The 12799-nt window shown below is 64.4% G+C and carries 12 protein-coding genes; 11 read left to right on the top strand and 1 reads right to left on the bottom strand.

Going from position 1 to position 12799, the window contains the following annotated elements:
- Positions 1–218: 218 nt before the first annotated feature.
- Positions 219–1340, top strand: a complete 1122-nt coding sequence (asd, locus tag ACOCG7_RS14830; protein ID WP_421376122.1) for an aspartate-semialdehyde dehydrogenase — start codon at positions 219–221, stop codon at positions 1338–1340.
- A 314-nt stretch (positions 1341–1654) separates the two neighbouring features.
- On the opposite strand, the gene ACOCG7_RS14825 is transcribed toward asd, so the two are convergent.
- A complete protein-coding gene (locus ACOCG7_RS14825; protein WP_244220113.1) occupies positions 1655–2230 on the bottom strand; it encodes a hypothetical protein in 576 nt (191 codons plus the stop codon).
- 16 nt (positions 2231–2246) lie between these two features.
- On the opposite strand from ACOCG7_RS14825, the gene ACOCG7_RS14820 reads away from it, so the two are divergent.
- The 10 genes from ACOCG7_RS14820 (at position 2247) to ACOCG7_RS14775 (ending at position 12733) form a co-directional block, all read left to right on the top strand.
- Positions 2247–4181 (top strand): FimV/HubP family polar landmark protein, encoded by a 1935-nt coding sequence (locus ACOCG7_RS14820; protein ID WP_421376120.1) that lies wholly within the window; start codon positions 2247–2249, stop codon positions 4179–4181.
- Positions 4178–4990, top strand: coding sequence for a tRNA pseudouridine(38-40) synthase TruA (gene truA / locus ACOCG7_RS14815; protein ID WP_073428582.1), 813 nt, complete (start codon positions 4178–4180; stop codon positions 4988–4990). The genes ACOCG7_RS14820 and truA overlap by 4 nt, the downstream gene beginning before the upstream one ends.
- On the top strand, positions 4987–5685 hold the full coding sequence (locus ACOCG7_RS14810) for a phosphoribosylanthranilate isomerase (protein ID WP_421377643.1): 699 nt from the start codon (positions 4987–4989) through the stop codon (positions 5683–5685). The genes truA and ACOCG7_RS14810 overlap by 4 nt, the downstream gene beginning before the upstream one ends.
- A gap of 59 nt (positions 5686–5744) precedes the next feature.
- Entirely contained in the window at positions 5745–6938 is a 1194-nt protein-coding gene (trpB, locus tag ACOCG7_RS14805; protein ID WP_073428584.1) for a tryptophan synthase subunit beta, read from the top strand.
- An 11-nt stretch (positions 6939–6949) separates the two neighbouring features.
- The gene (locus ACOCG7_RS14800; RefSeq protein ID WP_421376118.1) at positions 6950–7855 is read left to right on the top strand and encodes a DNA-methyltransferase; all 906 of its coding nucleotides are present in this window, start codon (positions 6950–6952) and stop codon (positions 7853–7855) included.
- 44 nt (positions 7856–7899) lie between these two features.
- Positions 7900–8712, top strand: coding sequence for a tryptophan synthase subunit alpha (gene trpA / locus ACOCG7_RS14795; RefSeq protein ID WP_073428586.1), 813 nt, complete (start codon positions 7900–7902; stop codon positions 8710–8712).
- Positions 8713–8793: 81 nt separating this feature from the next.
- The gene (accD, locus tag ACOCG7_RS14790) at positions 8794–9666 is read left to right on the top strand and encodes an acetyl-CoA carboxylase, carboxyltransferase subunit beta (protein ID WP_073428587.1); all 873 of its coding nucleotides are present in this window, start codon (positions 8794–8796) and stop codon (positions 9664–9666) included.
- Between the two features lie 304 nt (positions 9667–9970).
- Entirely contained in the window at positions 9971–11281 is a 1311-nt protein-coding gene (folC, locus tag ACOCG7_RS14785; RefSeq protein WP_083081757.1) for a bifunctional tetrahydrofolate synthase/dihydrofolate synthase, read from the top strand.
- Positions 11282–11310: 29 nt separating this feature from the next.
- Positions 11311–12231 (top strand): SPOR domain-containing protein, encoded by a 921-nt coding sequence (locus ACOCG7_RS14780; RefSeq protein WP_421376115.1) that lies wholly within the window; start codon positions 11311–11313, stop codon positions 12229–12231.
- 7 nt (positions 12232–12238) lie between these two features.
- Positions 12239–12733, top strand: a complete 495-nt coding sequence (locus ACOCG7_RS14775; protein WP_073428590.1) for a CvpA family protein — start codon at positions 12239–12241, stop codon at positions 12731–12733.
- The last annotated feature ends 66 nt before the right edge of the window (positions 12734–12799 follow it).

Genomic DNA, 12799 nt, shown 5'->3' with positions numbered 1-12799 from the left:
TAGCGATGGCGCGGATCTCTCAAATCTCCTCGATTTCGACCATTCACGGTCAAACCCACGGCAAAACGGCACGTGTGGTTGAGCTCGCCATTACTACCAAAACGATTACCCCGAAAACGATCACGAAACGCTGATCGTCCGTCGTGCCCGCTCATCTTCCCCGCGCGGTCACTGCGGGCAAAGATGCGGGGAAGTCTCCATTCGAAGGGTATGAAGTCATGAACGTAGGTCTCGTAGGTTGGCGCGGCATGGTCGGCAGCGTCCTGATGCAGCGTATGCAGCAGGAAGGCGATTTCGACTTGATCGAACCGGTGTTTTTCAGCACCAGCAATGCGGGCGGCAACGCGCCGTCGTTCGCCAAAAACGAGACCAAGCTCAAAGATGCGACAAGCATCGAAGACCTGAAGAAGTGTGAAGCGATCATCTCCTGTCAGGGCGGCGATTACACGAACGAAGTGTTCCCCAAGCTGCGTGCGGCGGGCTGGAATGGCTACTGGATCGACGCGGCTTCGTCGCTGCGCATGAAGGATGACGCGGTCATCATTCTCGATCCGGTCAATCTCGACGTAGTCAAAAACGCACTGGTCAAGGGCCAGAAGAATTTCATCGGCGGCAACTGCACGGTCAGCCTGATGCTGATGGCGCTGGGCGGCCTGTTCCGCGAAAACCTCGTCGACTGGATGACGGCCATGACGTATCAGGCCGCTTCGGGCGCGGGCGCGCAGAACATGCGCGAACTGCTGCAGCAAATGGGCACGCTCTACGGTGCGGCCAAGGAAGATCTGGCGGATCCGTCGTCGGCGATTCTCGACATCGACCGTCGCGTGCTGAGCGCGATGAACAGCGACCGCATGCCGACAGACAACTTCGGCGTGCCGCTCGCCGGTTCGCTGATTCCGTGGATCGACAGGGATCTCGGCAACGGCATGTCGAAGGAAGAGTGGAAGGGCGGCGCGGAAACCAACAAGATTCTCGGCAAGCCGGCCATGGGCACGCCGGGCTCGATCCCCGTAGACGGCCTGTGCGTGCGGATTGGCGCGATGCGCTGCCACTCGCAGGCGCTCACCATCAAGCTGAACAAGGATGTGCCGCTGGACGAAGTGAACAGCATCCTCGCCTCGGGCAACGACTGGGTCAAGGTCGTGCCGAACGAACGTGAAGCATCCATGCGCGATCTGTCGCCCGCAGTGGTGACGGGCACGCTGACCGTGCCGGTCGGCCGCGTGCGCAAACTGGCGATGGGCGGCGAATACCTGTCGGCCTTCACGGTCGGTGACCAGTTGCTGTGGGGCGCAGCCGAACCATTGCGTCGTATGCTTCGCATTGTGCTCGACAAGTAAAGTAAACTACGCGCTCACGACGCGTAGAAAACTCAAGAAGCGTCGCGCTTGCGCGGCGCTTTTTCATTGTGTGCTCCGATTATCTTGTCTCCTTCCAACCGCAAAAAAGGGCTGCGCGCTGAAGCGCCAGGAGTCCCGATGAATCTTCGACTCTCTTCCCTTCGGGCTATGTTCATTCATCGAGTTACCGGCCGATTGACGGGTCGATTGGCGGCTGCCGTCGTTTTGGCGCTTGCGCTGACTGGCGGTGGCGTCAGCGGCGCAATCGCGGCGCCCGCCGAGGCGGCGAGCGCGCCGGACGCCGCTTCAGTTTCCTATGCGGCCGGCGGCCAATATACGGTGAAGCCCGGACAGTCGTTGAACGACGTCGCGATCGCCGTCACCCAGTCCCGCGACCGCGCGACGCTCGCACGCGCGACGCGCGCGTTGTTCGACGCGAATCCGGGCGCTTTCATGGGGCATGACCCGAGCCGGATGCGTGTGGGTGCGGTGTTGACCGTGCCGGCACTGGATGCGTCGGGTGCGCTGGCGGCTTCTGCGGCGGCTGCGGGCTCTGGCGCGTCGGCGACCACGGCGGCGTCGGCCGCTTCGGCTCCCGTGGCCGCGGCTGCTTCGGCGCCGAATGCAGCGGTGGCGGTCGGGGCGGCGAGCGGCGCTTCGCAGGTCAATGCGGCTGCGGCGCCGGTCACGCCCGCGGTTTCGGCAACAGGCAGTGCGGCGAGCGAGGCAAGCCCGACGACGTCGGGCGGCGCGGCGGTGAGCGGAGCCGCGTCGTCGGCGCCGCTCGCAGGTTCGCAGACGGCGGCGTCGGCCGCCGGCGGCGCGCATGTCTGGTCCGGATCGATCCAGCCGTCGGCCAGCGAGGCTGCCGAAGGCGCATCGGCAGCCATCACAGGCGCCGCCCCGGTGGCGTCAGCCGTGCAATCCGCGTCGCAGCCTCGCGCGCAGGTGTCGAGCCTGCAGCAATTGCTGGCGTTGAAAAACCGCGTGTTGATGGAGTTGCAAAAGCATGGCATCGGTGGCGCGCCGGCGGCCACGGGCACTGCGTCGACGAGCGGCGCGCAGCCGGCGGCTGGCGCTTCAGCCGCCGCGGTGGTGTCGGGCCACGGCGGCGCGGCGATCCCGGCATCGAACGAAGCTGGCATGTCTCAAACGAGTTTGAGCGTGGCGGCAGCGATTGGCGCTGCGCTGGTCGTGCTGCTGGGAGCCTTGCGTCTGCGGCGGGCTAAGCGCGAGCGGCTTGCCGGGGCGGAAGCTGCGTCGGCGGATGCCGAAGCCGCGGCGCCGGCATCGGCGAAAAGCGCGGATTTGCATCAGGTCGAGTCGGCCCATGAGCCGACTCCGGTACGTGAGGCGTCGGATGTAAGCGACGACGACGCGGTGCGGCAGGCGGCGGCGCTTGCCGCCGCTGAACGCGAAGCCGCCGAGGGCGAGGCGGCGGCGCGCGAGATGGCGGAGCGGATCGCAGCGGAGCGCGAGGCGGAAATTCTCCGGGCGGCCTCCAGGGAGGCGGCGGCACGCGAAGCTGCTGAGCGGGCGGAGGCAGAGCGCCTTGCGGCGGAGGCGGCGTCGGTGGAACAAGCAGCGGCGGCGGAGCGAGCTGCGGCGGAACGTGCGTTGGCGGAGCAGGCGGCTGCGGAGCGAGTTGCGGCGGAACGTGCGCAGGCCGAGCAGGTGGCTGCGGAGCGTGCGGCTGAGGAACACGCACTCGCGGAACGAGCGGCGGCAGAGCGAGTTGAGGCGGAGAAGGCAGCGGCGGAACAAGCGGCGAGAGAGCAGGCGGCCGCAGAGCGTGCTGAGGCGGAACGTGCTGAGGCGGAACGTGCTGAGGCGGAGCGTGCTGAGGCGGAGCGTGCTGAGGCGGAGCGTGCTGAGGCGGAGCGTGCTGAGGCGGAGCGTGCTGAGGCGGAGCGTGCTGAGGCGGAACGTGCTGAGGCGGAACGTGCTGAGGCGGAACGTGCTGAGGCGGAACGTGCTGAGGCAGAGCGTGCAGCAGCAGAACACGCAGCAGCAGAACACGTCGCAACTGACGAACCCACACCGGGCGCGCCAGCTACAACGCAGGATGCAGATGCACGGTTGTCGAGCGAACCGCACGAGCCTCTGAACGTACAGTCACAGGCGTCCGGCTTCGCGAAGCAACACGTCGAGCCGCATACGACTTCGCTGTCCGGCGAGCCGTACAGCGAGACCTCAGCGCCTCCGCTGTCCGAGAGCGCCCCGCCAGCGCATCAGGAAACAGCGCACGTCGCCCCCCCCTATCAACCGTCCGACGAGCAACCACCGTCGACGCAAACAGCGACGCCAGGCGGCGCGCCGGCGTTCGAGCCCGCGCCCGTGTCGCAAGCTCAGCCCGCGCCGGCCATGCCGACCGAATTCCCGCGCGACGCTGTCGACGCATTCGGCAGTCTCGACATGCCGTTGCCGCCTCGCGCCGAACCGGGTGCGGAAAGCGTGCGTGCCGCGACTTCGCCGGAAGCGGCCCCACAGCATCCGGCCGTACCGCACGACGAGGAAGACGCCCCACATATCGCCGACGAAATTGCCGCCGGCACCGGGCGTCACGCCGCCATCGCGGGTCTCGGCGCGGCCGGCTTCGGGGCGTTGAAGCTCGATTTCGACCTCGAGTTGCCGCCGAGTCCGGCTCAGCCGTTGCCGGCGTTTACCCAGGCCGATCTCGTCCGCATCGCCCGCAACAAGCTCGACCTTGCCGCCGAGTACATCGAACTCGGCGATCTGTCCGGCGCCCGCGCGCTCATCAACGAAGTCATCGAGGCAAACGACCCGGCCACGCGCACCGAGGCCCGCGCGTTGCTCTCGACGCTCGCACCGTTGTCGTGAAGCGTATTGCACTAGGCGTCCAGTACGACGGTTCGGCATTCTTCGGCTGGCAGTCGCAGCCGCACGGCCAGACCGTGCAGGACGAACTCGAACGGGCGCTGCGCGAATTCGCGCAGACGCGGGTGCAAACCGTCGTCGCGGGTCGCACGGACACGGGCGTGCATGGTCTCGGCCAGATCGTGCATTTCGATACCGAACTCGATCGCGCGGACGTTTCCTGGGTTCGCGGCACCAATTCGTTCTTGCCGAAGACGATTGCGGTGCAGTGGGCCAAGCCGATGCCCGACGAATTCCACGCGCGTTTCTCGGCGTTCGAGCGGACTTATTACTACGTTCTGTATGTTCATCCGGTGCGCTCGCCCATGCTGGCGACGCGGGCCGGCTGGGTGCACACGCCGCTCGACGTGGACGCGATGCGCGCTGCCGCCGCGTATGTGATCGGCGAGCACGATTTTTCGGCGTTCCGTTCGTCGCAATGTCAGTCGAAGACGCCGTTCAAGCATCTGTATCAGATCGACGTCGTGCGGCAGGGCGACTTCATCCATTTCCGCTTCCGGGCGAACGCGTTCCTGCATCATATGGTGCGCAACCTGATGGGCTGTCTGGTCTACATCGGCCGTGGCCGTCGCCCGGCCGAATGGATGGCCGAGGTTCTGGCGAGCCGCGACCGCGAATACGCCGCACCGACCTTCATGCCGGACGGCTTGTATCTCGCGCAGGTGGGCTATCCTGAGCATTTCGCCGTGCCCGCGCCGCAAACGGGCAGCGTGCCGTGGAGCACCGTATGGACCGAGCAACCGAAGACATGAACTCAACCGACAAACTACCAGACGAAACCGGCGCCGCCGTGCCTCATCGCACGCGCATCAAACTGTGCGGGTTGTCCAGGCCGGAGGATGTGACTTACGCGATCGAACTCGGCGCCGACGCAATCGGCCTCGTCTTTTATCCGCCGAGCCCGCGCTCGGTGAGCGTCGCGCAGGCCGTCGAACTGGTGCGCGATGTGCCGCCGTTCGTGTCGGTGGTGGGTTTGTTCGTCAACGCCACGCCCGACTGGATTCGCGAAGTCGCGAGCAACGTCGGGCTGACATTGTTGCAATTTCACGGCGACGAGACGGCGGAACAGTGCGAATCGCTCGCCGGCGTTGCGGGTTTGCCTTGGTTGCGTGCGCTGCGCGTTGCGGCGGATACTCAGCCGGCCGATTTGGTAAAATCGGCGCTTAACTATTCAGCAGCCAGCAGCTTTCTCTTCGACACCCATGTCGAGGGCTATGGCGGCGGCGGGAAGGTTTTCGATTGGTCACTTATTCCAGCAGAGCTCGCGCGTCGGGCCGTTTTGAGTGGTGGGTTGAACGCGCAAAACGTCAGTGATGCGATCCATCACGTGCGCCCGTACGCGGTCGATGTCTCGAGCGGCATCGAAGTGCCGGGCGCCAAGGGCGTGAAGGATCACGCCCGGATGGCGGCGTTCGTACGCGCGGTGCGCGCAGCGGACGCCGAATGACTCCGGCGGCGCGGCTTTCGCATAGCAAGGCCGCGCGCCACACTGAGAAGAGTGATCACATGTACAACTTGCCTGATGAAAGAGGCCATTTCGGCCAATTTGGCGGCGTGTTCGTCGCCGAAACGCTGGTTCACGCACTTGACGAGCTGCGCACCGCCTACGAGAAATATCAGAAAGACCCCGAATTCGTCGCCGAGTATGAGCGCGAATTGAAGTATTTCGTCGGCCGTCCGTCGCCGATTTATCACGCGCAGCGCTGGAGCGAAATGCTGGGTGGCGCGCAAGTTTTCCTCAAGCGGGAAGACTTGAATCACACCGGCGCCCACAAAATCAACAACGTGATTGGCCAGGCGCTACTCGCCAAGCGGATGGGTAAACCGCGCGTGATAGCGGAAACCGGCGCGGGCCAGCATGGCGTCGCCACGGCGACCATCGCAGCGCGCTTCGGCATGGAGTGCGTGGTCTACATGGGCTCGGAAGACGTCCGCCGCCAGGCTGCGAACGTGTACCGCATGAAGCTGCTCGGCGCGACCGTCGTGCCGGTCGAGTCGGGCTCGCGTACGTTGAAGGACGCGCTCAACGAAGCGATGCGCGACTGGGTGACGAACGTCGAAAGCACGTTCTACATCATCGGCACAGTGGCGGGACCGCATCCGTATCCGATGATGGTGCGCGACTTCCAGCGGGTAATCGGTGACGAATGCAAGGTGCAAATGCCCGAACTCGTCGGCCGCCAGCCGGACGCCGTCATCGCGTGCGTTGGCGGAGGTTCGAATGCGATGGGTATCTTTTACCCGTACATCGACGACGCTTCGGTGAAGCTGATCGGCGTGGAAGCGGCCGGCGACGGCCTCGAAACCGGGCGTCACGCAGCCTCCCTGATCGGCGGCAGTCCCGGCGTGCTGCACGGCAACCGCACCTATCTGCTACAAGACGAGAACGGTCAGATCATCGAGACGCATTCGGTATCGGCGGGTCTCGACTATCCGGGCGTCGGCCCGGAGCATGCCTGGCTAAAAGAGAGCAATCGCGCGCAATACGTCGGCATCACCGACGAGGAAGCGCTCAAGGCATTTCACGATTGCTGCCGCATCGAGGGCATCATTCCGGCGCTGGAATCCAGCCATGCGCTGGCCTACGCCGCGAAACTCGCGCCCACGTTGCCCAAGGACAAAGTGCTGCTAGTCAATTTGTCGGGCCGTGGCGACAAGGACATGCATACGGTCGCCGAGCGATCGGGCATTCAGTTCTGAGCGCCGCGACGATGCGCGACGAGTTCGACGAGCCGCAGCCGGCGCTTGAATCCACGCCGGCCGCCGTAACACCGGCGGCCGAGGCACCTGCATCCCTGCTGCCGCAGGTGCCGGCCGGCATCCAGCTGTTGAACCGCGATTTCCTGACCGATGTGGCGAACATTCCCGACGGGTCGATCGACCTGATCCTTTGCGATCCGCCCTACGGGCTCGGCAAGGATTATGGCAACGACTCCGACATGCGAAGCGGCGACGATTTTCTCGCCTGGACGCGTGGCTGGCTTGAGCTGGCTATTCCGAAGCTCAAGCCGTCGGGTTCGCTCTATATCTTCTGCACCTGGCAGTACGCCCCGGAAATCTTCAGCTATCTGAAGACCAAACTCACGATGATCAACGAAATCATCTGGGACCGGCGCGTGCCGAGCATGGGCGGGACGGTGCGCCGATTTACCTCGGTGCATGACAACATCGGCTTTTTCGCGGTGTCGAAGGATTACTACTTCGACCTCGATCCCGTCCGCATCCCGTACGATGCCGTCACGAAGAAGGCGCGTTCGCGTAAATTGTTCGAAGGCAGCAAGTGGCTGGAGCTCGGCTATAACCCGAAGGACGTCTGGTCGGTATCGCGGCTGCATCGGCAACATGCCGAGCGCGTCGATCACCCCACCCAGAAACCTCTGGAAATTGTCGAGCGCATGGTGCTGGCAAGCTGCCCAAAGGGCGGGCGCGTTCTCGACCCGTTCATGGGCAGCGGCACCACCGCAGTCGCTTGCGCCCGTCAGCAGCGCGAATTCGTCGGCTATGAGATCAATGAAAGTTACTGCGCGATAGCGCGTGAACGCGTCAGTGCCGCGGCAGCCCCCGCCGTGACCCGCTCGGTTAAAGCCAAAACTCAACGGCAGACCGAAGTGCAATGAGCAACGTGCAACAAGCGCAGTAGCCCAAAACCGAGAATATTTCCATGTCCCGTATCAAGAATACGTTTGCCGCACTGTCCGCCCAAGGCAAGAAAGGCCTGATTCCGTTCATGACGGCCGGCGATCCAGACCCGGCCCGTACGGTCGAATTCATGCATGCGCTTGCCGCTGGCGGTGCGGACGTCATCGAACTCGGCGTGCCCTTTTCCGACCCGATGGCCGACGGCCCGGTCATCCAGCAATCGTCCGAGCGCGCGTTGGCGCAGGGCGTCTCGCTGCGCCATGTAATCGCCGACGTCAAGCGTTTCCGTGAGACCAACGACAAGACGCCCGTCGTCTTGATGGGCTACGCCAATCCGATTGAGCGCATGGGCACCGAGGCCTTTGCCAAGGCGGCGAAGGAAGCCGGTGTCGACGGTGTGCTGGTAGTCGACTATCCGCCTGAAGAATGCGTCAAGTTCGCCGAACAGATGCGCTCCTCGGGCATCGATCCGATCTTTTTGCTTGCGCCCACCTCGACGGATGAACGCATCGCGGAAGTCGGCAAGATCGCCAGCGGCTACGTCTACTATGTCTCGCTGAAAGGCGTGACCGGAGCGGCAAATCTGGACGTTTCCAGCATCGCGAGTAAAATCCCGGCCATCAAGTCGCGCGTGCCCTTGCCGGTGGGCGTCGGTTTCGGGATCCGCGACGCGCAAACGGCGCGTCTGGTGGCGGAGGTGTCCGATGCCGTCGTGATCGGTAGCCGTATCGTGCAATTGCTCGAACAAGCGGCCCCGGAAGCCGCCGCCGAGGCGCTCACGCGTTTCGTCGCCGAAGTGCGCGAAGCGCTCGATAGCGTCGCGACTGCCCGATAACAGTCATTTTTTGTCGTCTGAAGTGTGAGCGGCGGGTTCGTCCCGCCGTTTGCGCAACCGCTGACCCCAGAAGGATTCAATATGAGCTGGCTCGACAAGCTGCTGCCGCCGAAAATCAAACAAACCGACCCGAAGAACCGCAAGGGAATTCCGGAAGGCCTGTGGATCAAGTGCCCGTCGTGTGAAGCCGTGCTGTATCGCAACGACGTCGAGGCCAATCTGCACGTTTGCCCGAAGTGCGAGCATCACATGCGCATCGGCGCGCGTGAGCGGCTCGACGGCCTGCTCGACGCCGAAGGCCGCTATGAAATCGGTCAGGAAGTCGTCCCGGTGGACGCGCTCAAGTTCAAGGACAGCCGCAAGTACCCGGATCGCCTGAAAGAGGCGATGGACGACACGGACGAAACCGACGCAATGGTCGTGATGGGCGGCGCAATCCACACGTTGCCGGTGGTGGTCGCATGCTTCGAGTTCTCGTTCATGGGCGGCTCGATGGGTTCGGTGGTCGGCGAACGGTTCGTGCGCGGCGCGCAGAACGCGCTCGAACAGAAAGTGCCGTTCATCTGCTTCACCGCTTCGGGCGGCGCGCGCATGCAGGAAAGCCTGTTGTCGCTGATGCAAATGGCGAAAACCACGGCCATGCTCACCAAGCTCGCCGAAGCCAAGCTGCCGTTCATCTCCGTGCTGACCGATCCGACCATGGGCGGCGTGTCGGCAAGCTTCGCGTTCCTCGGCGACGTCGTGATCGCAGAGCCGAAGGCGCTGATCGGCTTTGCCGGCCCGCGCGTGATCGAACAAACCGTGCGTGAAAAATTGCCGGAAGGTTTCCAGCGCGCCGAGTTCCTGCTAACGAAGGGCGCGATCGACATGATCGTCGACCGTCGCAAGCTGCGCGAGGAACTGGCGCAACTGATGGCACTGTTGAGCCATCAACCGGCGGACGCGGTCGCCTAAGCCGCGATCGCCATTGGCCGCCGCGCCGTGCGAGCGCGGTCATCGTCAGGAAGCAGTCAAAAAATAGCGCGCCGCATGAGCAATCAAGCGGCGCGCTGTCATTTCCGCGATAATCACGGTCTCGCAATCGAGCGCCGAGCGCCGGTTGCTCGCGCGGCCAGATGCGGTTTTGTGCGCATAAAGTCTGCGAAACAGGCGCTGCCGAGCGATTGTTCGAGCGCCGCCATGGCGCGCCGCGCCGGGCAATCGGCCGACCCGCGCACCTCCATCACACTGCCTAACCGATTCTCTCGCGATTCACCCGATGACCACATTCCCCACCCTCGACGCGTGGCTCACGCACCTCGAATCCGCGCATCCGGTCGGCATCGACATGGGATTGGCGCGCATCAGCCAGGTTCGCGACGCGATGCAGTTGTCGTTCGCGTGCCCGGTCATCACGGTGGGCGGCACGAACGGCAAGGGTTCCACCTGCGCGATCCTCGAATCGATTCTGCTGCGCGCGGGTTTCACGGTGGGCTGCCACACGTCGCCCCATTTGCTGTCGTTCAACGAGCGGGCGCGCGTGAACGGTGAAATGGCGAGCGACGCCGATCTGCTCGCGCACTTCGAGACTGTCGAAGCCGCGCGCACGAGCCTCGCCGAACCGGTCTCACTGACTTACTTCGAATTCACGACGCTGGCGATCATGAGCCTGTTCGCCTCGCGCGGACTGGACGCGGTGATTTTCGAGGTCGGTCTGGGCGGCCGGCTGGACGCCGTCAATATCATCGATACGGACTGCGCGATCATCACCAGCATCGATATCGATCACGCGGACTATCTCGGCGATACGCGCGAGAAAATCGCTTTCGAAAAAGCCGGCATTTTCCGCCCCGGCAAGCCGGCGATCTGCGCGGACCCGGTGCCGCCGCAAACGCTGATCGATCATGCCGAAAAGATCGGCGCCGAACTGTGGCTGTTCGGCCGCGATTTTCGCTACGAAGGGCAGGCCGGCAGCGAGCGGCAGCAATGGAGCTACGTCGGCCCGACCATGCGCCGCTCGGCGCTTGCCTACCCGGCATTGCGCGGCGCGAATCAGCTGATCAACACGTCGGCCGCGCTGGCCGGTCTGGAGGCGCTGCGCGACCGTTTGCCGGTCTCGGCGCAGGACATCCGGCTCGGCCTTGCCAATGTCGAATTGCCGGGGCGCTTCCAGGTCCTGCCCGGCAAGCCGGCCATCGTGCTGGACGTCGGCCATAACCCGCACGCGGCCGCCGTGTTGACGCAGAATCTCGGCAACATGGGCTTCTTTCCCTATACCTACGCGGTATTCGGCGCCATGCGCGACAAGGACATCGCCGGCATCCTGACGCATCTGAAAGGCGAGATCGACCATTGGTGCGTAACCGATCTGCCGACTCCGCGCGCGGCGTCGGCCGAACAACTGGAAGCAGCCTTGCGTGACCTCGGCGTCAGCGACGACGCGGACAGCAGCGTAACGCGCTACGCAACACCGGCCGAGGCTTTCCAAGACGCGCTAAAACGAGCGTCAGAGAATGATAGAATCGTGGTTTTCGGCAGTTTCTATACGGTAGCTGGCGTCATGTCCTACCGTAAATCGCAGCAACACTGAACGAGCGCCAGGCTCGAACCAAGCGATTCATGGGAATTTTCTCGTTCGGCAAGAAAGACGACGCGCCTAGCCGGCGTGGCGCAAACACCAGTTCCACTCGTGCGGCCCGGGGCGAGCGCGTGGAGCGGCGAACCCGCCGCACGGAGCGCACCGTCGATGCCGATGCGATGCTGCTTGACCCCACATTGCCGGAAAAACAGCGTGCGCGGCGCCGGCTCGTCGGCGCGATCGCGATGGTGGTGGCGGCGGTGGTCATCCTGCCGATGGTGCTGGACTCGCATCCCAAACCCGTCACCGACGACATTTCGATCGAGATCCCCAGCCGTCCGGCGCCGAAGGCCACGAGGACCAACGAGGACACGCAGGCCGGCGTAGCACCCGACAATCCGACGCCCGACGCGGCGGTTGCCGCTTCCAGCCTCGCACCGGCGCCGGCAACGGCCGCCACGCAACGTGAGCAATCCGGCGCGGCGCGACAGCAAACCGGGCGGAGCGCCGAAACAAACGCGGCGTCCGCAGCCAAACCGTCAGCGAAACCGCAAACACCGGCCGTCGCCGCCAACATCGCGCCTGCGGCCCCCGCCAAGCCGGCGGCCAAACCGCCGGCCACGCGCGGCGCGGCGACCGCTCCCGCCGCTAACAAAGACGACTCGAACACCACCGCCGCCAGCGCTGACGCCAATTCCGGCACGCCGGCATCGCCGCCGGGCAGCCGCTTTGCCGTCCAGTTGGGCGCATTTGCGAACGACGCCAGCGCGCGTAATTGGGCAACCAAGTTGAAAGCGGCGGGTGTGCCCGCATATATCGAACATCGAAAGCAGGCCGACGGTACGACGCTCACGCTATTGCGCGCCGGTCCGTTCGCCGACCGTGCGGCCGCCAGCGCTGCGATTGCAAAAGTTCGCGAGGCCGGCTTGACGTCGGGCGCGAACAGCGGCGCCGCACAGTAAGCGAGCGATGTTCACTGCATTCGACTACGCTGTAATGGCGGTGATTGGTTTGTCGGCCTTGCGCGGCACGTGGCGCGGGTTTCTGTCCGAGATATTCGGGCTGATCGGCTGGATCGCGGCATTTTTCATTGCTTGCCGCTTCGTCGGTTATGTCGTGCCGTACATTCCGTCCACCTGGCCGGGCGGTGCGTTGACTCAATGGCTGCTGGCCTTCGCGCTGGTCGCGATCGGTGTGGTGCTGGTGGCGAGCGTGCTGAATGCGTTGCTGAGCCGCATCGTGCAGGCAACCGGCTTGAGCGGCGTGGACCGCTCGCTCGGTTTGATGTTCGGCCTCGCGCGCGGGGTCGTTCTGGTGGTGATTCTGGTCGCCCTTGCAGGCTTGACCGAACTGCCGCAACAGGAATTCTGGCGCAACGCCTTGCTTCGGCCCTATGCGGTCGAGGGCGTGCACGTAATGAAACCGCTGCTTCCGGAAACGCTCGCTGCCTACGTCCGTGTTTGACGATCAGCCGAGCAGTCGAGGGAACGCAGCAGGACTCCGGCGCAAACCGGTTGCCCTAAGTACCGG

Source organism: Paraburkholderia sp. DD10, assembly GCF_049177125.1.
GTDB lineage: Bacteria > Pseudomonadota > Gammaproteobacteria > Burkholderiales > Burkholderiaceae > Paraburkholderia > Paraburkholderia terricola.
The sequence above is the reverse complement of the archived record's forward strand: the minus strand, read 5'-3'. Positions and strand labels throughout refer to the sequence as shown.